Below are 23,960 nucleotides of genomic sequence, written 5' to 3' on the forward strand. Positions count from 1 at the left end.
ATGTCAACTTTCCTGTACAGGTTAGGCAAGTCAGCCTATACCAAACCTTGGTATTTCATTATTAGCTGGATCGCGATCTTGGGCGTTGTGCTCGCCATACTAGGAGCGAACGGAATACATGTCAGTTCGGATATGAAAATCGAAGGAACGGAATCGCAAAAGGTGTTGGATCAGCTGACGGAAGAACTGCCGGAGGCTTCGGGCGGACAAGCCAGCATCCTGTTTAAGGCACCCAAGGGCGAACGCCTGGACACGCCGGAGCGATTAGACTCCATTAGCAAAGCCGTTAATGAGATATACAACCTTGATTATGTCATTAATGCTATAGAATTGGCCGCAAAAGCCGGAGCCTCGATGTCCGGCGGCGATCAAGGGAATGCAGCCGCGCAATCAAGCTCAAGCGAAGCGTCTCCATATGGTCCTCTGATCGTGAACGGTGTCCCTGTACCCGGCGTTATGCTTGCTTCCGATGGCAGCGTTGCCTTGTTCCAGTTCCAATTCACCGTTCAGCAAATGTCGCTGCCCGAATCGGTTCCCGATTCCGTAATCGATGCCGCAATGTCTGTCGAACAGACTGGTATTTCCGCGTTGCCTAGCGACTCGCTATCGAGCAAGCCTGCGATCGGCTCGACTGAAGCAATCGGTATCGTAGTTGCCGCCGTTGTACTGGTTATCACGCTAGGTTCCGTAGTCGCTGCAGGCTTGCCGCTGCTGACCGCATTATTGGGAGTCGGAATCAGCGTAGGGGGAGCGTATGCTTTCTCTAAAATGTTCCATATGACCGATCTCACGCCCGTTCTGGCGCTTATGGTCGGGCTTGCCGTCGGGATCGATTACTCGCTGTTCATCGTTAACCGTCAGCGCCGCATGATTCTCGATCAGCGACTGAGCGCTCGGGAAGCCGCAAGCAGAGCGGTCGGCACCGCCGGGAGCGCCGTATTTTTTGCCGGTTTGACCGTTATTATTGCATTATGCGGCATGCTTGTGATCGGAATAGGCTTCTTGTCCGCGATGGCGCTTGTTGCCGCATTGGCCGTCCTCGTCAATGTTCTCGTTGCCCTAACCTTGCTGCCTGCTTTGCTCGGTCTGGTAGGCGAACGCATCTGCTCGGCCAAAGCGCGCGCGAAGAGCAGCGCCCCAGCGAACAAAATGTCTCTAGGTCTCGCACACCGCTGGGCAACCGGAGTAGCGAAAAACCGCTGGTTTATTATTGTAGGAGTCATTGTCCTATTAGGCGCGGCAGCGCTTCCGGTCTCCAAAATGGAGATGGGTATCCCTTCCGGCGCTACGGCGAATCTGGACACGGCATCCAGACAGAGCTACGACGCGATTTCGGACGGTTTCGGCGAAGGCTTCAATGGTCCGCTTCTCCTTGTCGCCGAGCCCAAAGGCGCTTCGGACACCATCACGCTAGAAACGCTGGGCGGGCTGGTTCAAGAGCTCCAGCAGCATGACAACGTTAAGCTCGTAACGCCGATGGGCGTAAACAAAACCGGAGATATGGCGATTATTAGCCTTATTCCGCAAACAGGACCTACGGATGCGGAGACCAAAGATCTGGTACAAGAGCTTCGAGCTTCCGATTCGAGTATGGCACAGACGTATGATATGTCGATCGGCGTTACCGGATTTACCGCGATCAACATCGATATGTCTTCGAAGCTGGCCGAGGTGTTCCCGCTCTACGTCAGCATCATCGTCATCCTTTCGCTGATTATTCTGCTGCTCGTATTTCGCTCGATCATCGTGCCGGTCAAAGCAACGGTCGGTTTCCTTCTCAGCGTGCTTGCCACGTTCGGGATCACTACCGCCGTATTCCAATGGGGATGGCTTCATTCCCTCTTCGGCTTCGACACCGGCGGCCCGTTGCTCAGCTTTATGCCGATCATGGTTACCGGTATTCTGTACGGGTTAGCGATGGATTACCAAGTTTTCCTGGTCAGCTCCATGCGCGAATCGTACGTCCATGGACATCATGGAACGGAGAGCGTCGTTCACGGTTACAATCAGGCCAGCCGCGTTGTCGTAGCCGCAGCCGTCATTATGGTATCCGTATTCGCAGGCTTTATTTTCGCTCATGATATCATGATCAAACAGATCGGTTTTGCGCTGGCAATCGGTATCCTTATTGACGCCTTCATCGTCCGCATGGCACTCGTCCCGGCTGTCATGGCGATCTTCGGCGATAAGGCCTGGTGGCTGCCGAAATGGATGGATCGCATGCTTCCGAATCTCGATGTCGAAGGCGATAAGCTGCTCGCCGAGCTGAAGCAGCAGGAAGACTCCGCCGACATTAAGGCTAACTATCGTAAGGCTTACTAATTTGTAGCAGAACAGAGAAAATAGGAACGCCGGAGAGCCTCCTGTCGGACAGGAATGTTCTCCGGCGTATTTATTTCGATTAACCGAGCTTTTCGATGACCGCTTGCGTTACCGCCAGAGTAGACTGAGGATTTTGTCCCGTAATCAGATTGCCGTCCACTTCGTAATGCGAAGACCAATTCGGAGCCGCCAGCCTAGCGCTAGAGAGCCACCGCATAATTCGTTAGTTTGACTGGTTGCTATTCCGTTTAAAACGGCGAATAATCATACAAAGAGGAAAAGCAACTTACGGAAACCGTTGATATCCATCTAACAGCCGAAAAGGGACGGTAAAACATGAAGTTATCTGAAATGCAGCACGACGTAAAGATCTTCAGTGAAGAAAAAGGGTTTAGTAAGTCAAGCATAGAAGCGGTCCGAAATAAGTAATGTCCGAATACTTTGCCATTACAGGCAGCTGATCCGGAGAAAACTTTCCGCGAATGCTGAAATTTTCAAACTTGTGAGAATCGGTTTCTGGGTAGTAATACATCAATAAGCCTATGTTGGGATTGGAAAAAGATATAACATTCAATTCCTCTTTAATTTCATTTAACAATTGAATTTGTTTAAATGGCTCTTGCGCATTATTCATCTCCTCAATTAGCTTATTGGTTCCAATCCCGAAGGCCAACTGCTGAGAAACATGGTTTACGTTATTTAATGTATTTTCTAAATAGGACAAGTCCTGTTCCAGCTTGCTTTGCAAGGTATGTTCCACTTTATTGCTCAATATGGAATCAATAGTGTAAAAAGAAATAACGCCAAGAAAAACAAAAGGAATTAAACTGCTAAAGAGAAAAAGAAATATGATTCTATTCTTAAATGTCACTTGCCTCATGCTAGTGTAATGAATGTTCAAATCCCCCTCACCTCTCAAGCTGGCTATTTTAAATTGGCTACGATATGAAGATTATATCACGGGCGAATCCGTCGATAGGCTTTACGGGACGGTCGGTGACGAACAAAAATACACCCCCTAGAATTTCATCGGATTAACCCAAGGGGTTTTCCCAATGTTTATTCTAAGGGGGTGCGCTTCAACTACGATCTACTGCTTTTTCGGCTAAGCCGATTGGAAATTTGGACGGATGCCATTTTTATCCCGTACATCGTTTCGATTTGGCCGATATGAAGCCGCAGACGATAAGTCGCCATCCCCAGCGTCTTCATCCGGCTCGACCACGTACCCGGCACAGGGATCGTCGTCACGGGCGGCGCAGAAGCAAGAAAGTCTTCATGCGCGAGTAGCCGATTCGGATAAAACTCCCATTCCCCGTTCAAAGGAACGACGCCGTCTTCCGAGAACGACCAGGCAGTCAACGCTGATAAGCACGTGCAGGATAACCTCATGTTAGCGAATATCAGATTAGATCGGAGAGCTGAAGCAGGCGTTGCACAATGGTTGCAGCCTCGGCTCTCGTCACGAAATCCTGTGGCGCAAGCTTTGCGCCGCTTTTCCCCTTTACGACACCTGCCTGGATACTATCCGCAATACCATCCAGCGCCCAGCGTGAGGCAGAAGCCGTATCCGTAAACGGAAGATGAAGTGCTTCATCTGCCGCATGACCGGGCAGCCTGGCTTTAAGTCCGGTGAATGTCATGGCTCTGGATAACATGACCATCGCTTGCTCTCGAGTAATCGTATCCTTCGGATGAAACGTCCCGTCTCCAAAGCCGGTAAGCAAGCGATAGGTATACGCTGTATGCACGACATTGTTGAACCAAGCCGCCCGGGGAATATCCGAGAATGGAGCAGCCTCATTTTCCAAAGGCAGTCCTAATCCACGAACGAGGATGGCGGCAAACTCCGCTCGGGTAACTTCCCGATCCGGCTCATACAAGTTGCCTGTGCCTTCAACGATCATCCGCTTACCCATGTCACGGATGGCTTGTCCGGCCCAATGATTCGACACATCACTGAATTCCACATTAGGACGAGATACAAGGGCGAACGCGCCGTTGGTCAGACTGCTGATTTTCGCATAATGCCGGTTCTCAATCTTAATGACTTGAGTCGGTACACTACGGAAAACACCATCCGGTTCAACGACAACGGCTGCTGTCACCGAATCCGGGTTCACGTTGTCCGGAATCGCAATCCAATGTTCCAGGAAAGTGTTGAACTTCGAAACTTCGACTGTTGTCTCACCGTATATCGCCTGGATGTTAAATTCAATCGGCGGCACTAGGAGGGTGAACATGCCTTTGGATACGGCATCATTGATCGAATTAGCCGTGTTCTGTGCTCCCCGTGCGTTAATCTCTAATTTTAGTTTGATGTCCTGCAGGGCAACCGAATCGCCAAACCGGCTGGCTAAAGCTTCAAGGTTGAGTTGCCGCACTGGCAGCACATACTTGGCTTTGTCGGTTTTGAGAGTAATGACAGCTTGCTTTGTTGCCATGCTTTTGACCAATTGGAAGTCCATCTCGGCCACAACCCTATCAAAGCTTGAGTTCGCCCGATAGGTAATGATCGCGCCTTGTTCTTCCGCTGCAAGTCGATTCTCAAGCTTGGTCCGATCGACAACGATCGTCAGCATCTTGTTGCCGTGATCCACTGTAGTTTTCGCTCCCGCTTCAACCACTTGATGGTTAAGAAGGACATCCGCGAGGTGAACCGCACTCTCTTCGTTATCGGTGTTGTTGCCGTTACTGTTGCTGCTGCTATTGTTGTTGCCGCCGGGCGGGGAACTTGGGATGACTGCATTGGATGCAGCAGAAGCCATGCTTTTTCCGACATCATTAATCGCTTTAACTGTAAAGGTATAACTTATGCCGGGAGTCAGGCCGGTTACCGTGATCGGGCTTGAGGCTCCGCTTCGCACAATTCCTCCCGATGAAGCAGCCACTTCATAGCTGGTGATGGCATAACCGCCGTCATTGGCCGGTGGAATAAAGGAAACGGTTGCCCGTTCTTCCCCAGCAACGGCTATTACATTTATAGGCGCGTCAGGAAAAGTACCTGGTGTCGCGACGGCTTCATTCGACGCCGCACTCAAGCCTTCTGTATTGCCCGCTTTTACGATAAAGTAATAGGTCGTGCCGTTCGTCAGCCCGGCCATGTTGTATTTCGCGTCCGTAACCGTAACAGCAGCCGGTTCGGTAAACAGACCTTGAACAGTCGATACGTACACATTGTAATAGGTTGCACCCGTCACTGAAGCCCAGTTTAAGTTGACCTGACGGTCTGCTCTATCCGCTGTCAATTGTTGCGCGCTTGCAGGAGCGATTTTCACGGTCACTACGTAATTATGCGTGGAGCCATCCGCTGCGGTCACCGTGTATGTAACCGGGTTGGTGAAGTTCTGCGCCACGCCACTATCCGGCGAGATGCTCGCGCCTGTATGCGCAATCGTCGGCGTCAGTGATGTGACGTCCGTGCCATAGGGTACTTTGACGGAGACCGTATGGTCCGCTTCGTTCACCGTACCATTAGCAGACAGACTAGCAAAGCTGAACGCCGTGATCGCTTTCGCCGCCGACGGCGTAGAATCCATTACGGTTACCGGCAGCGACAGCGTCGTTCCCGAGCCGAACGTGAACGTCAGGTTCATGGTACCGATGGGCTGAGCGGCAAGAAAATCCTTCTTAATGGTGACCGTATTGCCCGTTACCGAATAATCCGTGCCGCGCACAAGCGGCGTTGCACCGCTGGCAATGCTCGCGACCGGGTAGCCGTGTAGGGTTAACGTTGTCGTTATATCTGCATGCGCCGCCGCTCCGGCGTATTTGTCGAAGCTCGCCGCGGCAGGATTGATCGTGTTCTCCGGAAGCATGTTGAACGCATAGGCGCTTGCGATTCCGGCCGACACGCCATCCCCTTGTGCTTCGAGAGCCAACGCATAGAGCACATGCCGACCGTAGGTGGCCGAGGACACCGTCGCCGCCCAATCCTCGCCGAACGCATCCGCCCGCTTCCATTCTCCGCGCGTATCATCAAGCTGGTAATACAAACCTAGCACCTTCGTGGGATTCGGGTGATAAGCATTCGTAATCCGGAAGGTAAACGCGTCGTTTACTCCGCTTGCGACATGGCCCGGCAAAGGTAAAATTTCAACCTGCAATGGATTCGACGTACGACCGGCGCCATCTATGACGCTCACGGATTCGCTATATTGATTGGTAACATAGATACGGTTCGTCGCCGTATTCACTGCAATATCTCCAGGCACAATCCCCACAGCTATCGTCTCCGTCGTATTGCTGTTGCCGTCAATGACGGTAACGTTGTCGCTGAAAGCATTGAAGACATAGATTTTATTCGTGGCCGGATTGATCGAAACTCTCCGAGGACCGTTTCCTGCCGCCACAGTTATTGTCGAATTGTCTGCCCCGTCTATGACGGTCACCGTATCGCTAATTTCCGCCGAGACATAGATTTTGTTGGTCTTGGCGTTCACTGCAAGATAACCGGGAAAGATTCCCGTCGCGACCGATTCTGTCGTATGGTCTTCTCCGTCAATAACGGTCACCGTGTCGCTGTATTGATTCGCGACATAGATTTTGTTCGTAACGGAATTGACCGCAATTGCGTGAGGGTCAGCGCCCACCGATATCGTCTCTGTCGTGTTGTCCGCACCATCGATGATGGTAACATCGTTGCTGACGAGATTAGTGACATAAATTTCGTTCTTGATCGGATTTACCGCTATCGCAAAGGGCCTAGTTCCCGTTGCGATCGTCTCCACCTCGTTAGTCGAGCCATCTATGACGCTCACCGAATGGCTGATTTGATTCGCGACATAAATTTTATTCGTGATCGGATTCACCGCAATGGCAGACGGAGCATTGCCCACGTCTACGATCTCCGTCGAAAGGTCCACACCGTCTATAACGGTAACCGTATTATCTTGATAATTGGCGACATAAATTTTGTTCGTTACTTCATTTACCGCAAGATTATAAGAGCTGCCTGCGGCCACCGTCTCGATCGTATTGTCCGCGCCGTTGATGACAGTAACCGTACTGCTGAAGAAATTGGTGATGTAGATTTTGTTCGTCACCGCATTCACAGCGATCGCGTATGGATTGTTTCCCGCCGATATCGTCTCCGTCTGATTAACCGCGCCGTCTATGACGGTCACCGTGTTGCTCAGTTGATTCGCGACGTAGACTTGGTTCGTCACCGGATTCACCGCGATCCCGTATGGGCCGTCTCCAGCTGCAATCGTCTGCGGCGTGTTGCTTGCGCCGTCTATGACGGTAATATCATCTCCGAGAAAATTAGCGACGTATATTTTATTCGTTACGGAATTTACCGTGAGGAATCGGGGGCCGTTTCCTGCCGCTACTATCTCCGTCGAGTTGTCGGCGCCGTTAATAACGGTCACCGAATCGTCGCCTTGGTTCGCCACATAGATTTTATTCGTTACCGGGTTCGCCGCGATGTGGGTAGGCGAGACTCCCACTGTCACTCTTTCAGTCGAGTTGTCGGCGCCGTCTATGACGGTCACCGAACCGCCGCCTTGATTCGCGACGTAAATTTTATTCGTGATCGGATTTACTGCGACCGCACTGGGCAAGCTTTCCACCGTTACCGTATTCGTCGAGTTGTCCGCACCGTCTATGACGGTGACGTTATGGCTCGCTTTATTCACGACATAGATTTTATTCGTCAATGCATTGACGGAGATTCGATTGGGCTCGTCCCCCGCTCCAACCGTCTCTATCGTATGGCTCGCGCCATCTATGACGGTGACATCGTCACCGGCGATATTGGCGACATAGATTTTGTTGGTCACCGCATTCACCGCGATATCAACCGGGCCATCTCCTACATCGATCATTTCCGTCGCATGGCTGGCACCGTCAATAATGCTCACTTTGTCGTCATCCCGATGCGTGACATAGATTTTGTTCGTCACCGGATTCACCGCGATCGCGGTTGGATGGTTCCATGCGGCAACGATCGTCTTTTCATTCGTGGCACCGTCAATCACGGTGATTGAATTGTCTTGTTCATTCGCGATATAGATATGATTCGTTACCGGATTCACTGCAGTGCTGTAGGGACCATTTCCTGTTGTCACTTCGGCCAATTTCGTATCTGCCGATGCCGGTTTCGGCGCTAACGACCATGACCCGCTCAGCATCGCCAGAACAATCATCATTCGTAGCAGCATGGGGGATTTAATCCTCATAATCCTTATACTTAACGGATGGTTCCTTTGCATATCATGTTCTCTCCTTTGTTCGCCTTCCTTTAATAACCGAAGGAATAATTCGCCAGTCTTTTGACAAAAACCAGCATATCAAACGGCTATGAAAGAACTATAAAAGAACTATAAAAGAACTATGAAAGAATCGCACAAGTGAAAGATCTTTACATATAGTATGATCGATAGTAAATGGGAGATTGCTAAATGAAAAATGGCGATGGCTGGCTGTCATGAGTTACATATAGGAAATCCTGATGTTTTCTACCTTAAGGAGAATTTGCAGCTATGAGTGTAACGCTATCCAATGTGGTCATGCTGGTCTCCGTTTTTTTGATGATCGCGTTCTTAGGCTACGCCTTTCTGTATAGCCAGGAACGGGGAATCCGATATTTTGCCTGGGTCATGGTTTGTCGCGTGATTTATGCCGGAAGCGTGATCATGGAAATCAACAGCGAAAGTTTATCTTTAAAAATGCTGTTCCGAAATATGGAACAAACCAGCTTGTTGTTTGTGGTGCCGATGATGATTTTTTTCGTGCTGGCCTGTTCGGGAAAGACGAATATTTACGCCCGTTTCGCATGATGCAGATTCTATCGATATTCGTGTTATGGTCAGCGTTGATATGGACGAACCCCTATCACCATCTGCTTTTTTGGAATATAGAGCTGGGCCAAGGGCATTTGGTAGTAAGCAAAACCGTTTATTCTCTTGCGTTTAATATCATCTGTTATCTGATTCTTGCTGTTAGCGTCTTTTATTTGTTCGTCTATCTGCGGCGCGTTCGTCCCGAACTTCGCAAACCCGGCATCTGGTTGGTACTGTGCGGCTGTATCCCCGCTGCGACGGAAGTTGCCAAATCCGCTTATTCCGGCTTTACGCCGTGGCTTCTTCCCATCTCGGTATATTGTGGATTTTTGGGAATGACCATGCTGTGGATCGTGATCCGTTACCGGATGTTCTCGGTCGTGCCGCTTGCAAGAAACGTTGTGGTTGAGACGATGGAAGAAGGGATACTCATTGTCAATCACAGAGGCAGCGTAATCGATAGCAATGCGTATGTTGAGTCCTTATTTGCGGATTCGGGACAAGGTTCGATTGCAGGACAGCCTATCGACAAATTGTTGGCCAACTGGCCGGAATGGTTGCGTGTCTGCAAGCATATGGAGACGAGCGATATAGAGATCGACGCCCAGGTGAACGGAGAATCCCGGGTCTATTCGGTCAAGGTGTATCCACTTGCCTCCCGGGGAGGGCCTGCGCAAGGAACCGTATCGGTATTGTTCGATATTACGGACAAGCAAAGACAGATGGAGCAGATCGTTCAGCTCAATCAGCTAAAGGACCATTTGTTCGCAATCGTTTCCCACGATATCCGGAATCCGCTAGCGGTTCAGGCTAGCTTGATTGAAGTACTGGAAGCAGATAAAACGATGTTTAACCGCAATCATCAGGAAGTGATCGATGCGTTAAGCGGGCAAATTCAAAATACGTTCGCGATGATCGAAAATTTGCTGGAATGGTTTCGTAGCCAAAAGGAAGGCATGCTGCTGCAACCCGAACGATTGCGATTGTCCGACGTGGTCGAAGAAGTGTGCCGAACGCTGCGAATAAAAGGCGAAGCCAAACAAATCGCCATACCTATCGAGATCGACGGCGACATTGCGGTCTATGCGGATAGAGAAGCGGTCAATTTGATCGTTCGTAACCTGCTGACGAATGCAATCAAGTTTTCCGAGCGAGGCGGGAAAGTTGCGGTTAGCGCCGAAACGAAAGCCGGGCAGGTAATCGTATCGGTTAGCGACAATGGCGTGGGTATGGAGGAAGATCGGGTTCGGGAGTTGTTCGATCCGCTGAGACTCGTGTCTACGACGGGGACTGCCGGGGAGAGGGGAACCGGACTGGGATTGCAAGTCTGCCAACAATTCGTGCGGATGAGCGGCGGACAAATTTGGGTGGAGAGCGTGCCGCGCCAGAAAACTGTTTTTTATTTTTCGCTTCGCGCTGCGGACTCGGAAAGGGACAACGATGAAAGTATTGCTTATTGACGACGAACAGGCGATGTTAACGGCATTGAGCCAGCTATTGTCGCGAATAGAAGGCGTGGTTATCGTCGGGATGGTACGCAGCAGTGCAGAGGCGGTTGCGTTTGCCGCACGGCATGTCGTGGATCTTGCCTTCGTCGATATCAAAATCGCGGAAGACAGCGGATTGACATTAGCCCTTGAATTGCGGAAGATGAACGCCGATTTGGACATTGTGTTCGTGACCTCCCATAAGGAGTTTGCGTTGGATGCTTTTGACGCTTATCCATTGGATTATATCGTAAAGCCTATTTCCTTGAAGCGATTGGAAGAAACCGTTGGGAGAGCCCTGAGAAGGCGGGCTGAGAAGCTCGGCTCCGGTCACGCGGACAAGCCGAAGCGATTGTCGGTTGCAAGCTTGGGAGGTCTGCAAATCAGCGGCGAGCAAGGAGAATCATTGAAATGGATGTCCCGCAAAAGTCAGGAGTTGTTCGCGTATTTGTTGCTCTGTCGCGGGAATCGTGCGGCCAAAGTCCGTATTCTGGAAGATTTATTCCATGATAGAGAGGGGAAAAATTCGGAATTTTATCTCAATACTGCGCTATACCAGCTGCGCAGGACGCTGTCTACGCATGGAATGAAGGAAATACTTTCCTCCGATCGCGAACATTATCAGATGAGTCTGGAACAAATCAAGGTCGATTTTATAGCATTCGAAGAGCGCTTGTCCGGTTTCCGCACCATGGATGAAAACAATGTAGAATCCGCGATAGCCGTTGAAAAAATGTATACAGGCGATTTGTTCGAAGGTAAGCCGTACGAGTGGGCGCTTGCCGAGCGCGAGCGGCTCAGCGATGTCTACGACGCGTTTGCCAAACGTCTAATAAATTGGCTGCTCGAAAATAATCGGATTCGTCAGGCCGTTCAGATTTCAAAAAGGCTGGTGCGGCGCAACGAATTGGATGAAGAAGCGAATATGCTGCTTATGCGCGGATTTGCCGCTTTGAAGGACAGGCTGGCCCTCCAATCACAATACAAACAGTATGAATCGCTGTTGAAACAAGAACTCAATCTTCAGCCATCGGCAGAGCTGGCCGAGTGGTACGGTCGATTGTAGCCACGAGAGAGGTGAATGCTTATTGTTGCAGAGATACATTAGATCAGACCAGGATCAGTTGGAAGAATTTATGGAAACCATGTATGTTTCCAGAGGATATGTCTTTGATCCTGAAGGGTCGCATTCAGATATTAGAAGTATCGAACTGATATATTTTGGTACGGGAGGCGGATTCTGGCTATTGAAGGAAGAACAGAGCGTTATTGGGACTATTGGTTTAAAGAGTATTGATTCCGAAAACAGAATTGGTGAAATAAAGAGGTTCTTCGTCTTACCTGAACATCAAGATAAGGGTTACGGCAAAAGCATGATGAGCCAAATAATAGAATTTGCAAGACAAGCTGGATTAATAAAGCTGAGGTTGGACACTGAGAAACAATCTTATAAAGCGATGTCGGTGTTTCGAAGTTTTGGCTTTTATGAGATACCGAAATACAATGATAATGATATTGCCGAAATATTTATGGAATTATCCATAAAGTGATCGCCGAAAAAACCAAACGACCTCCGTCCCATGAAATCCAGGACGAAGGCCGTCTAATTGATTTTTTTGTATGGTTTACTTGACGAGTGAAGTTCACTTTTGAAACAGCCTCATCCCTTAACTTCCCATAGCTTTCAGCAAATCCAGCATTGCTCCCTCGCTGTGAGCTTGAACGATCTTCACCAGCGCGTCGGCGTCCTGATTTTGCAAAGCGTCGATCATGAGCCAGTGCTGCTTGACCATATCGGCCAGACGTTCGGAACCGTAGCCGTACTTGTTGCGCAACGATCCGATCAAACCGACATACTTCTCGTAAATCAGCATGCCCTCCGGATTGTTGCTATTTTCATATATCGCAACATGGAATTGCCTATCCAGCTTCACCAGTTCCTCTGCGACGATGCCCTCTTGGACCATCCCCTCCATCTGCCGGTTCAACTCTTTCAACCGGTTAAGACCGGATAGCGTCAGATGAGGCATGCTCCGTTTGGCCAGCAGCCCTTCGACGACTCCCCGAATTTCGTAGATATTGGTCAAATACTGCGGAGTCAAGGACAGTACTCTAGCTCCCCGATGGGGAAGCAGCTCGATGAATCCTTCGCCTTGCAGAATTTGAAACGCCTCGCGCACCGGCATCTGGCTGACGCCGTATCTTTCGATGATCTCCGCTACGGTAATGCGCGAACCCGCAGGAATCTCTCCGGAAAGAATGCTTTCTTTAATCCATTCCTTGACCTGGGCATAAGCGGTAACCTTAGCGCTTTTGGTCACATAAATCCCTCTTTTCCGGCGATTAGAACTGACAGTTATACCCCGTCTTCATATAATGCCACAGCAATTTGTTGCGGAGCCAGCGTATGCGGCATTGAAGCGAAGGTTCCCTCGATCGTGGATACCTCGACAAGCCGGCAGCCGGCCGCCTCAATCGCAGGAGCGACGGCTTCGGACGTATCGTTCCACAATGCAACCGCCAGCAGTCCATCCTTTCGATAAGCTTTGGCGATCATATCCGGAGCGCGATTTACGATGCCGTCTCCGTCCTGAAATTTGCCGTGACCCAGCACATGCCAATACTTGGCGCGAAGCTCCGTCACCTGCTTCGCATACTCGCGATAATTCGCATAGCGATCCGCCAGAAGATCTTCCCGGTCTTGCGCGTAACGAATTTCCAGCTCGTACCGCAGCCCGAAGGCAAACGCGTAATTCGCCGTGCGCGGCGCGATATACGGGTACGGATTGCGGATCGTCACGACCGTATCCGGGAAGCAATAACGGAACAGCTCCGGATAATTCAAGCGTTCGACGATCTCGTCATTCGCCTCCGTATCCTTGCGGCCGGATGCCCTGAAGGGTTCCGCAAACATGCCGTGCAGGCAATCCACATACCCGGAATACAAATCCGTCACATGCTCGGTGAAAAACGCATACTCCCGATCCAATTCCTTGGTACGGGTCTGTATGTCTTCGAGCAGCTTCATTCGGCCTTGGGACATGGACAGAGAAGGTTTGCCCTTCTCGTGCGGATGCTCCTCGTTAAAACATGGATACGCCGGCATGCCGCCGATTTGGTCGAACAGCACTCCGTCCGCGCCAAAGTCGGCAATGAAATCCGTCTTCTCCCTCATCAGCTCTCTCCATTCCGGACAGGACGGACAGGAGATCGAGAAGGATTTGCTCGTATAGCTGTCTAGGAACGAGCTTTCATGCGACTTGTTATAAAATTCATAGTAGGGGGCATTCCATCGGCTTCTGGATTCGAGCCGATTTCCGCCGTTCTTGTAGAAGTCAGATGAAATATCGATCAGATGCCCCTGTTGATACAGGGTTACCTTGCCGCCCGCAGCTTGTACCTCTTTAATATTCGACTTGAGCGCTTCTACTCCTCCCAGAGATTGTCCGGCATTCACATGCGGATACTGGTTGTCATGGCCGCTGTCGTACCAGCCGAACAAGCCGAGCGTGTCGAAGCCATGCGCCTGCGCGAGCTCGTACAGGTGCGGCAGCTCGTCGTATTTCCACATTTCCGTGCCGAATTGTTGCTTGTTGATGACCAGAAAGTAGCCTTTCATATCTTTAACCCATTGAGGCGTCTTTGCTTCATAGCGCCAGGATGCCGACCACTCCGCATATTCTTGCGCGCCGCGGTGCCAGCTTCCGGTATACAGCATAAGCAAGGAGGACGGCGACGTCCAAGTCTCCCCTTGCTTCACGAACGGCATTTTTTCCAGCGTCAGCACGACGCCGTTATCATAACGGCTCCCTCCTCTGGCGAGCAGCTCCGAAACGTAGAACTCGGAATCGTGACCGGCCAGGTACAACGTTTGGTCGCCGTCAGCCAGCGCCATCCATTGCATGCTTCCGCCGTATGGATGACCTCCGGGATAATTCAAACGAAGCGTATTGGAATGTCTCTCCCGCGTCTCCGTCATATCCGCCAAATGCTTGGCGACATTCGTAATTTTCTGCCCGCATTGCTGCGGCCAGTACAAGGAGGGCTTGCCGCCGGACAACGAATGAATAATACCGATGTTCGGATATTCGAAATCGGTGATCAACACATCCTCGCGGTTGTCGATTACCGCTCCGAAGATCAGCCGATCATCCTGCAATTCGACTGTAAGCTTGATCGAGATGTCCGCCGATGAACCGCGAACGTACAAGCTGTCGGCCGCAAATTCAAGACGGTTGCCCCTTTGGGTAACCCGATAGGACTGCTCGTTGCCCCAAACCGCATTTTCCCAATCATCCCCCCGTTTGAATACGAGCTTGAAGCTTCCCTCTGCGGGCGAAGAGATGACATTCCCGAAAGTAGTCTTCCGACTGGCAAGCCCCGTCAACTTTCCCCGTTCGTCGAACCTCGCGGATAATTGGTCATTCGTCAATTCATACAACATCAAGTTGCCTCCTAGAAGTAAGGTAACGTCTCTGGCGGACGGATATCGGTCAATGCGCCGGTATAATGTCTCAAATCCTTCGGCACGTAAGGATGCTTGCGCGCCTCTTCCGTATTGAGCTCAATGCCCAGTCCGGGACGATCCGGGATATGCATATAGCCGTCCTCGAATACCAGTTGCTCGTCGGTCATCTGTTGTCGCCACGTCACGTCTGTTTCCATAATCTCCAAGTAGAAAAAGTTCGGCGTACACGCGGCCAATTGCAGCGTCGTCGCATTCGCGATCGGACCGCTTGGATTGTGGGGAGCAAACGGAATATAATAGCTTTCGGCCATGGATGCAATCTTGCGACATTCCAGCAGCCCGCCCGCATGGCTGACATCCGGTTGAACAAAGTCGAGCGCCCGCTTCTCCAGAGCTTCCCGGAAGGCGTGACGGGAGTATAGTCTCTCGCCTCCGGCAATCGCTACGTTGGATTTCATTTTCACCTGTACCATCGCATCCAGATTATCCGGCGGTATCGGTTCTTCGAACCAAACCGGCTTAAACGACTCGATCTCGCGCGCGATCCGAATCGCGGAAGGCACATTGAATCTACCGTGCCCTTCGATAAACAAGTCGACATCCGGGCCAACGGCAGAGCGTACGGCATCGATGCACACCAGCGCCTTCTCCAGTTCCTCGTTGGAGATGGTCATGTACGCCTTGCCGAACGGGTCCCATTTAAGCCCCTTGAAGCCCCGTTTCACCGCTCTTTGCGCAGCGGAAGCGAATTGCTCCGGACTGGAAGCGCCCGCGAACCAACCGTTGGCGTACACTTTCACCTTGTCGTGATACTTCCCGCCCAGCAAGCGATGCACCGGAACGCCGAGCGCCTTGCCGTTAATGTCCCATAGGCAGGCTTCGACGGCGCTTAAAGCCGACATGAGAACCGGCCCGCCTCTCCAGTAGGCGTCGCGATACATTTGATGGTAGTGAAGCTCGATCTGCGTCGGATCTTTCCCGATCAAATACTGCTTTAAATGCTCGATCGCGCCCACCACGGCTTGCTCTTTATACTCTAGCGTCGCTTCGCCAACTCCGCTTACTCCTTCATCCGTCAATATCTTGACGAAAACCCAATTCGTACGATAGCAAAAAACCGTATAGATCTCCACATCCGTAATTCTCACCTGGTTTCCCTCGCCATCTGTAGGTTTCTATCTGTAATGAAGCCCGCCGTTGACGTCAATCGTAGTCCCCGTCAAGTAGCGCGCCTCCTCGCTGGCCAGAAAGACGACCGCCGCCGCAACATCTTCCACCGTTCCAAGGCCCAACGGAACATTGCGGGACAATTCGTCCAACCGGGACTTTCCATGAGTGTTGCGCAGCAACTCCGTATCGATAATGCCAGGAGCTACTGCGTTTACGGTGATGCCATGGGGCGCGGCCGTGCGCGCAAGCGACTTCGTGAAGCCAAGCATGCCGCTCTTGGTCGCCGCGTAATGTACATGCCCGAACACCGCTCCCTGATGCGCCACAACCGAGCTAATCTGAATGATCCGCCCGGACGAACGGCGAACCATTCTTTCCATCGCTTGTTTCGAGCATAAAAAACAACTCGTCAGATTCGTATCCATCACGTGCCGCCAACTATCCAGCTCCGTGTCCATAATCGACTCCGATCGGGACGTGCCCGCGTTGTTAACGAGAATATCCAGCCTGCCGCAATGTCGATCGATTTGCTCGAACAGGCTTGCAACCTCCGTCTCCGAAGTGACGTCCGCTTGAATAAAATGCGCCTTCCTACCCAACGCTTCGATCTGGCGGATCGTCGCTTCCGGGTCGTCTTCCGAGGTGTGCGAATTGAGAATGATATCTGCGCCCGCCTTTGCCAATCCAAGGGCAATTCCTTTGCCAATACCTTTGCTTGAACCCGTTACCAGCGCCGTTTTCCCGTTAAGCTCGAACACGGTTTATCCTCTCCTCCGCGAGGTCTTTCCTCGTGCATGTTCCGGCTGTACCGCGAGCCGTTGAAAAGCGAAAGCCGGCGGTATGCCGCGCCGACTCCCGCTCTCCCTATCGGCTAGACAAGCTATTTGCTTAGAGTGCGCCGCTTATTTTCTGGTCGCCTGCTCTTCCGCATAGATTTCCGTAGCCTGCTCAATCCATTCGTTTCCGCCTTCAGCCAAATATTTTTGCTTAAAGCTTTCGTACAACTGGTCGATATCGCCGGATGCCAGGATGGCTTTCGTTCTGAACTCTTTTTCCATGTCGTTTAGAATCGTGCCCTTATCAATCTGAACCTGCGGCAGCGTGAACAGCTTGACCTCTTCGATCAGATTGTCGGCGGCCAGCTGTCGGCCTTGCTTGGTCACGTCGTTGAACAGCGATTCCCTCATACCGTCTTTTTTGTTCAGCAGCACGGAATAGACGTAACCGCCGGAATCGCGCAGCTTCACCGCATCCTCGTAAGGCGAAATCCACTGGAATTTGCCGTCTTTGTTTTCGTAATGAATGCCTTCGACGCCCGCCCAGGTTAGCGCGTCCCCTTCGTCGCTGACTAGGAAGTTCAACATCTGCATGGCCGCCTCGGGGTTTTTCGACTTGCTGGAGATAACTGTATAACTAGGGCTGTTGGCCAGATTCGGATCCAGGTAGCCGCCATGGCCGTCCGGACCTTTAATGAGCGTATAGACGAATTCCGGCAACGGTTTCTCCGTGTAACGGCTGAGCCAGTTTTGCGTAATGCCGTCCGCGTTGAAGTTATAAGCGCCGATCTTGCCGTTCCATAACTTCTGGTACGATTGCAGAGACGGAATCGTCATAAATTCCGTATCGACCAGGCCCTCATGATAGAGCTTATTCAAGTACTTGACTGCGTCCAAATAGCCGGGAGCCAGCATCCAAGGCGTTACTTTTCCGTCCACCATCACCTGTCTGCCCATCGGAACGTTATACGCTCCGAAGATGTGCACCCAGGACTCCATGACCTGGACGGATAGCCCTAGTCCGATCGTATCCTTCTGCTGATTGCCGTCCGGGTCGTCATTGACGAACGCCTTCAGCACCTTCTCGTACTCATCGAGGGTAGTCGGCACGGGCAGATTCAGCTTGTCCAGCCAGTCCTTGCGAATCGCCAAGGAGTTGCCGGTCGCAAACCCCTCCGGAATTCCGTAGATCTGTCCATCGACATACGCGCCGCCCTTCAGATCGTCCCCTCTGTTCTCCGTAATGTTGGAGCCGTTCTTCTCCAGCAGCTCATTCAAGGGAAGAATCGCTTTATTGTCGATTAGTTCCTTGATCTTCGTGGCGTTTACGGTAAAAATATCCGGCGCATCGTTGGAAACGAGCAGCGTGTTCAGTCTTTTCTCGTAATCGTCGTAGGACACGGTTTGTACCTGAAGATCGATTCCCGATTTTTTGCGAATTTCCTGAATGACCGCATTATCCTCCGGAAAATCGGTCGCCTTCTTCATTAAGGCCTTCACGACCGGAGCTTCCTTTGATTCTCCGCCGGAATTCCCCTTGTTGGAAGCCGGTTCATTCTTGCTGCACGCAGCTGTCAGCAATGCAATAATCAACAAGACAACAATACCGCGAGTCGTAATTCCGGATTTTTTCCCCTTGAACATATAGACCCTCCTCGATCGCCTCAATACGTATTTGACTTGCCGCTTCCAATCGGGCTTACCCTTTCACCGAGCCGATAAGCACCCCCTTAACGAAGTACTTTTGCAGAAACGGATAGATGAGCAGCATCGGCAGCATCGTCGCGATGATGGTCGCCATCTTGACCGATTCCTCCGAGATGTTGGCAATCATCATCGAATCGCTCATCGAACGGGTCGATTCGGTTGCGCTGAAATTCATCATCGATCTCAGGAATAGGGTCAAAATCTGCTTATCCTGGGAATGCAGATAGAGCACCGCGTCAAAGTAAGAGTTCCAGTGCCACACGCCGTAGAACAGGGCGATGGCAGCGATGACCGGCATAGACACCGGAAGAATGATCGCAAACAGGGTGCGAAGCGGCGAAGCGCCGTCTATGTTGGCCGATTCCTCCAACTCCGGCGGAAGACCCTGAAAGTAATTTTTCATGATAAAGAAGTTCCATGCGCTGATCGCGGACGGAACGATCAACGCCCACAGAGTGTCCACGAGTCCCAGACCGTTGACCAGCAAATAGGTCGGAATCATGCCGCCGTTAAACAGCATCGTGAAGAAAATGAGCAGTGTAATAGGCGTCCTTCCCATGAATCTGCGGATCGACAACGGATAGGCCAGCATCGCCGTCAACGTAACGTTAACCAATGTCCCCACGAACAGGCGGAACAAGGAATTGGAATATGCGTCGAAGATCAAGGAGTTGCGGAACAGCATTTCGTACGAATCGAGCGCAAAGCCTCGCGGCAGCAGGAACAGCCCCCCGCCCATCGCTTGCTTCGGATCGCTAATGGAATACATCAGAACGTGCCAGAACGGGTACAAGGTCGCGACCGAGATCAGGCCCAGGAGGAAATAAAGCAGTCCGAGCCCCCATCTGACCGGTTGTTTTTTCATACCGTTTTCCTCCTTTTAGATAAAGCCGCTGTCCCGATCGATCTTCTTCGCCACATAGTTGGTGAACAGCACAAGGGTCAATCCCACCAACGATTTGAACAGCCCGGAAGCCGTCGCCAGATCGTACTTCGCACTTTCGAACGCGAGCTTGAACAAGTAAGTATCCAAAATTTCTCCGACCTCGTAGACGGCAGGGTTGTATAGCGCGTACACCTGCTCCAGTCCAACATTAAGGAAATTGCCGACATGGAAGATGAGCAGAATGACAATCGTCGTGCGCAGACCCGGCAGCGTGATGTGCCAGAGCTGACGCCACTTGTTCGCTCCGTCCACCTTGGCCGCCTCATACAAGGAAGGGTCGATCGTTACGATCGTAGCCAAGTACAGGATGGTGCCGAAGCCGGCTTCCTTCCAGATGCTTGAAGATATCAAAATACTGCGGAAATACTCGGTGCTGCCCATCAGGTTGATCACGGAATCGCCCAGGTCGAACCAATCGGCCACTTCTTTGACAATACCGGTCGTCGGCGACAATATGGCGTACAGAATGCCGCCAATGACGATCCAGGACACGAAATGCGGCAAATAAATAACGGTTTGTACGAACTTCTTGAAGCGCGTATGCATCACTTCATTGATCATAATGGCCAATATAATCGGTGCGGGGAAGACGAAGATCAATTGATAGAAGCCGATAATTACCGTATTGAGCAGCGCCCTCCTAAACCCCGACGACTCGAACAAATCCTGAAAGTTGGCCAACCCGACCCATTCGCTGGAAAAAATGCCTTGATAAATGTTGTAATCCTTAAACGCGACGATCAAGCCGTACATCGGCCCGTAATGAATACGAGAAAAAAAAAGTATGCCCGGCAAGGCCATCAAATAGAGCAGCTTGTCCTTCCTGATGGCGGCAAGCTTCTGCAACAAGGCCGATTCCTTACCGCGCCGCAGCGTTCCGGTCGAATCCTTCAATCTGGTTCCTCCTTTCTTACTGGACTCCGTTGACGCTCAGGTTCAAGGAGTGAGTGGTCGGGAGCGGAGAAGCAATCTTATAAGGCTCCACCAACCACAGCGTAAATCCGTAGGGCTCTAACACCTGGCGGATGTCGACCCCTTGCTCCGGCCCCTTCACCCACTCGTTCCAGCGGTTCGTCAGCCCTAGCTCGGTGCAGACCGGTCCGGTAAGCCGGTTATTATTCAGCGCATCGACCCGATATTCCGTTATCGTCACATGATCGTAGCGGATTTGGCGCAGCATCAGATCAACGGCTAGCGGCTTGTCGGTCGGATTCGTCGCCAGTACGGCATAACCGGTCTCGTCACCCGTGGCAATGATTTGATACTGCTGCTCGCCCTGCGTCTCCAACTCGTTCTTCTTCAGCATGCTAAGCATGCGCATTGCGTTTCCGTTAGGCGTGGAAGCGTATTGTCCGTCTTCCAGCAGCAAGTATTGCGTGAACGACATCTGATAGGACGGATTGTGGAATGTGCACCACGGGAAAATATGCATGCCGGGTAACTGCGTGGACAAGATCATGGCCGAGAGAACCCCGGAAGCGTTTCTCAAACTGTCCGTCCAGATGCCCGTCGTCTGCGTGAAACCGTATTCATCGACGAAAATCGGAAGATCCGGCAGACCAAGCTCCTTGATCCACGCATGATGCATTTCGTAAAATATTTTCATCCGTCTCGGATGGCCATCGTAATCGTGCATGGAATAGTAGTTGATTTGACGGTTCTCGTCACTATCATTCGCCAATTGCTGCAGGAATTCTCGCCACAGATGCGGACGGTCCATTACGGCATTGATGGCCATGCCGCCGATCTCCAGCGGAACCGCGTACGCATAACGCTCGTTCAGCTTTCTGACCGCCCTATAGGCGCGCTGGTACAGCTTGTAGTAATGTTCCGTATCGATGCCTCCGAAGCAGACATAGTCGCTCTCGTTGCACGGTTCGATGTAACGGATGTTGGGATAGAGGTTTTTGTAATATTCGATGACCTTCTCGACAACCTCTTCGTACTTGTCCAAGGAGACGATTCCCAGCTGTGTTTCCTTCTCGTATCTCCGCAGATTGAGCAGGATTTCTTCGCTGGTCCGGCTGTGCGCGGACAAATAATCCTGAACGTCCACCTCGGAAGGCACCGTCGAGCCCCAATCGTACTCGTGATGCTGCGGATCGTCCTGATAGCGGTTAACCCCTATCCGGTAATTCCAGAAGTATTCGTCCGTACGGTAGTCCCAAACCTCGTCGAGCGTCACCCAGCAGCGCATAATGCGAGGACGGCCATGCTTCTCCGCCCAGAATTCCGGAAAATCGGCCGGCGGCGCGTAGCGCAGCGTCGAGTTTTGATAGCTTTCCAGGCGCGGCCGCTCTCTTACCGTCTTCGAAGTGTCGATGTGTACCTTAGCCATGCTCATGCTCCTTCTCGGGAAACGGCGGTCCAGAACCGCGCGCTTTCCCCTATTTTTAATCGTAGATAACCGTCCGAGCGATTCAGCCCGTTGACTGGTCCGCTTTGCGGCTCTACGCACAGGAATCCCTTGCCGCCTCCACCGTTGAACAACACCCATTGCGTAAAATGATCCGATGTGCAGTAACTAAAACCGCCGATTTTCGCCTCTTGTTCGGTAGCCGTATAGTAACCGGAGATCGGCTCTCCGCCGGTACGGCAGCCTTCGCGGTATTCTCGCTCTCGCTCGGTAAGCTCCAGCATCCGGCCGGTTGGCAAATGCCGATCGTTCGTTGCCCAACGTTGCCCGATAGGCACGCGGAACGAGCTTGGCTCGGCGAAGGTCGTGTGAATGCCCAACATAACGGGCATGTCGGTGTCGCCGGAATTCAAGATGGCAATCTCCTGGCGAAAACCATCTTCGTTCAAGGATGCCGAGACCGTCATCCGAAAGGGAAACGGATAGCGTTCCCCCCGATTCTCATATTCGCATACCGCCTCGTTCCCGCTTGCCCGTACGATCGTAAATGGAGCGTCCGCCATGCCACCGTGAATGTGGTTTGAATTCTTAGGCTCGTTGATCTCAAGGCGGTAAGTTCTTCCGTCAAAGTCGAACGTCCCGTCCTCCACCCGATTGGGGGGAAAGAGCAGCGGCATGCCGTAGACGTGGGGGTTCGCCATGAGATGCTCTATCCGGTCGGGACAACGTAAAATTTCCTGATCCTTGTAGCGAAGGCGTACGGTATTGGCGCCGAAGCCCGGCAAAACCGTCGCTCTCCAGTGTCCCGACGCTAAATGAAGACCGTTTTCCAGCATCCGTTATCCCATCCTGCCTTGAAATTTGACTCTTTCCGCTCAGCCTTTGAACGCATTCGTCCTCATGCCCTTGACCGAGGTTCGAAGACGGAACAAGCCGCCGGAATAGGGGTACTGCCGCAGCGCCTGTTCGTCCAGCCGGATTCTCGCCGTCGTAATATAGAGATCTTGCCTGTCCGTCCCTCCGAATACGCACGAGGTAACGCGCGGAGCAGGTACGGAAATCGACTCCAGCATCTCCCCGGTTCGGGGGTTCCATCTCGATACTTGACCTCCGTCCCAATGGGCGATCCACAACATCCCTTCCTCGTCCGTCGTCATTCCGTCGGGAACGCCGTGCCCTTCGCGAAAACGAACGACGCTACGCGGACGATCGATGATGCCCGCGGTTGGATCGTAATCGAATTCGGTTACTTCCTTCGTCGGCGAATCGATCCAATACATCTTCGTGCAGTCCGGGCTCCATCCCAACCCGTTAGATACGCTTACACCAGACTTCACAATCTCCATGAGGCCGTCCGTATTAAGGCGGTATAACGAGCCTGCTTCTTTCACGCCGCCCATATTCAGCGTTCCCACCCACAGGCGCCCCGCCGGATCGCATTTGCCGTCATTAAATCGATTGTCGGTCCGTTCGTTCTCCAGCTTCGCCCGGCATTGCAAGCGTCGAGTGCGCAAATCCAATTCGTAGATGCCATCCTGCAGCGCCACGATAACGCTTTCAGCATTTCGCGGCGTTACCGTGCCGATCTGCTGCTCGAGTTGGATCGTTGTATTCAGACTCGTGGCGGGATCAAACCAATGCAATTGCTTCTCCACGATGTCTACCCACCACAAGCCGTTCAAAGTCTCGTCCCAGCACGGTCCTTCGCCGAGAGTCGCCTGTGCGTCCAGTATGAGTTCCAGGTTCACTTGACCCCTCCATATAGTATACAATCGTTTATATTGTATTATTATATTTATGATTATATACAATTCGATAATTATGTCAACGCTTTCTTTTGGTAACCGACCGGCCCCCAACAAGAAAACGGAACCTCAATAAGGTTCCGTTTTCTTATTTTTATAGGGGGTTCACATGCGTTATATATGGAGCTGTAGGAAACT

General features: G+C 51.7%; 17 protein-coding genes and 2 pseudogenes. 5 read left to right on the top strand and 14 right to left on the bottom strand.

From position 1 onward, the window contains the following. On the top strand, positions 1 to 2,322 hold the full coding sequence (locus tag FPL14_RS08885; protein WP_182302643.1) for an MMPL family transporter: 2,322 nt from the start codon (positions 1 to 3) through the stop codon (positions 2,320 to 2,322). A 79-nt stretch (positions 2,323 to 2,401) separates the two neighbouring features. Here FPL14_RS08885 and FPL14_RS29825 read toward each other — a convergent pair. The 4 genes and pseudogenes from FPL14_RS29825 to FPL14_RS08900 form a co-directional block, all read right to left on the bottom strand. After that, positions 2,402 to 2,515, bottom strand: a pseudogene (locus FPL14_RS29825) (type 1 glutamine amidotransferase domain-containing protein); the annotation flags it as partial. 198 nt (positions 2,516 to 2,713) lie between these two features. Continuing rightward, positions 2,714 to 3,223, bottom strand: coding sequence for a CHASE3 domain-containing protein (locus FPL14_RS08890; RefSeq protein ID WP_182302644.1), 510 nt, complete (start codon positions 3,221 to 3,223; stop codon positions 2,714 to 2,716). 182 nt (positions 3,224 to 3,405) lie between these two features. Next, on the bottom strand, positions 3,406 to 3,684 hold the full coding sequence (locus FPL14_RS08895; protein ID WP_182302645.1) for a hypothetical protein: 279 nt from the start codon (positions 3,682 to 3,684) through the stop codon (positions 3,406 to 3,408). 41 nt (positions 3,685 to 3,725) lie between these two features. Next, positions 3,726 to 8,486, bottom strand: coding sequence for an S-layer homology domain-containing protein (locus FPL14_RS08900; RefSeq protein ID WP_182302646.1), 4,761 nt, complete (start codon positions 8,484 to 8,486; stop codon positions 3,726 to 3,728). Positions 8,487 to 8,855: 369 nt separating this feature from the next. Between FPL14_RS08900 and FPL14_RS30490 the strand changes: the two are divergent. From FPL14_RS30490 to FPL14_RS08920, 4 genes and pseudogenes are all read left to right on the top strand, one after another. Further along, positions 8,856 to 10,042: pseudogene (locus FPL14_RS30490) on the top strand (histidine kinase N-terminal 7TM domain-containing protein); the annotation flags it as partial. 21 nt (positions 10,043 to 10,063) lie between these two features. After that, a complete protein-coding gene (locus tag FPL14_RS29835; RefSeq protein WP_229263957.1) occupies positions 10,064 to 10,567 on the top strand; it encodes a sensor histidine kinase in 504 nt (167 codons plus the stop codon). Beyond that, positions 10,548 to 11,660 carry a response regulator gene (locus FPL14_RS08915; protein ID WP_182302649.1) on the top strand — a complete coding sequence of 371 codons (1,113 nt, stop codon included), beginning with the start codon at positions 10,548 to 10,550 and terminating at the stop codon, positions 11,658 to 11,660. Before FPL14_RS29835 ends, FPL14_RS08915 begins: the two co-directional genes overlap by 20 nt. A 22-nt stretch (positions 11,661 to 11,682) precedes the next feature. Further along, positions 11,683 to 12,144 carry a GNAT family N-acetyltransferase gene (locus FPL14_RS08920; RefSeq protein WP_182302650.1) on the top strand — a complete coding sequence of 154 codons (462 nt, stop codon included), beginning with the start codon at positions 11,683 to 11,685 and terminating at the stop codon, positions 12,142 to 12,144. Positions 12,145 to 12,261: 117 nt separating this feature from the next. Here FPL14_RS08920 and FPL14_RS08925 read toward each other — a convergent pair whose 3' ends face one another. The 10 genes from FPL14_RS08925 to FPL14_RS08970 form a co-directional block, all read right to left on the bottom strand. Beyond that, a complete protein-coding gene (locus FPL14_RS08925; protein WP_182302651.1) occupies positions 12,262 to 12,915 on the bottom strand; it encodes a GntR family transcriptional regulator in 654 nt (217 codons plus the stop codon). 35 nt (positions 12,916 to 12,950) lie between these two features. Further along, positions 12,951 to 15,038 (bottom strand): DUF6259 domain-containing protein, encoded by a 2,088-nt coding sequence (locus FPL14_RS08930; protein ID WP_182302652.1) that lies wholly within the window; start codon positions 15,036 to 15,038, stop codon positions 12,951 to 12,953. Positions 15,039 to 15,049: 11 nt separating this feature from the next. After that, positions 15,050 to 16,210 (bottom strand): galactonate dehydratase, encoded by a 1,161-nt coding sequence (gene dgoD / locus FPL14_RS08935; protein WP_182302653.1) that lies wholly within the window; start codon positions 16,208 to 16,210, stop codon positions 15,050 to 15,052. A 27-nt stretch (positions 16,211 to 16,237) separates the two neighbouring features. After that, positions 16,238 to 16,990 (bottom strand): SDR family NAD(P)-dependent oxidoreductase, encoded by a 753-nt coding sequence (locus tag FPL14_RS08940; protein WP_182302654.1) that lies wholly within the window; start codon positions 16,988 to 16,990, stop codon positions 16,238 to 16,240. Positions 16,991 to 17,134: 144 nt separating this feature from the next. After that, positions 17,135 to 18,652 carry an extracellular solute-binding protein gene (locus FPL14_RS08945; protein WP_182302655.1) on the bottom strand — a complete coding sequence of 506 codons (1,518 nt, stop codon included), beginning with the start codon at positions 18,650 to 18,652 and terminating at the stop codon, positions 17,135 to 17,137. Between the two features lie 55 nt (positions 18,653 to 18,707). Continuing rightward, positions 18,708 to 19,580: a carbohydrate ABC transporter permease gene (locus tag FPL14_RS08950; protein ID WP_182302656.1), complete on the bottom strand. Its 873-nt coding sequence runs from the start codon at positions 19,578 to 19,580 to the stop codon at positions 18,708 to 18,710. A 15-nt stretch (positions 19,581 to 19,595) separates the two neighbouring features. After that, positions 19,596 to 20,555, bottom strand: a complete 960-nt coding sequence (locus tag FPL14_RS08955; RefSeq protein WP_229263850.1) for an ABC transporter permease — start codon at positions 20,553 to 20,555, stop codon at positions 19,596 to 19,598. A 16-nt stretch (positions 20,556 to 20,571) separates the two neighbouring features. Beyond that, the gene (locus FPL14_RS08960; RefSeq protein WP_182302657.1) at positions 20,572 to 21,999 is read right to left on the bottom strand and encodes a glycoside hydrolase family protein; all 1,428 of its coding nucleotides are present in this window, start codon (positions 21,997 to 21,999) and stop codon (positions 20,572 to 20,574) included. Between the two features lie 2 nt (positions 22,000 to 22,001). After that, entirely contained in the window at positions 22,002 to 22,853 is an 852-nt protein-coding gene (locus FPL14_RS08965) for an aldose 1-epimerase (RefSeq protein WP_182302658.1), read from the bottom strand. Between the two features lie 39 nt (positions 22,854 to 22,892). After that, positions 22,893 to 23,765 (bottom strand): SMP-30/gluconolactonase/LRE family protein, encoded by an 873-nt coding sequence (locus FPL14_RS08970; protein WP_182302659.1) that lies wholly within the window; start codon positions 23,763 to 23,765, stop codon positions 22,893 to 22,895. Positions 23,766 to 23,960 lie beyond the last annotated feature (195 nt).

It is taken from the genome of Cohnella cholangitidis, assembly GCF_014107495.1.
GTDB lineage: Bacteria > Bacillota > Bacilli > Paenibacillales > Paenibacillaceae > Cohnella > Cohnella cholangitidis.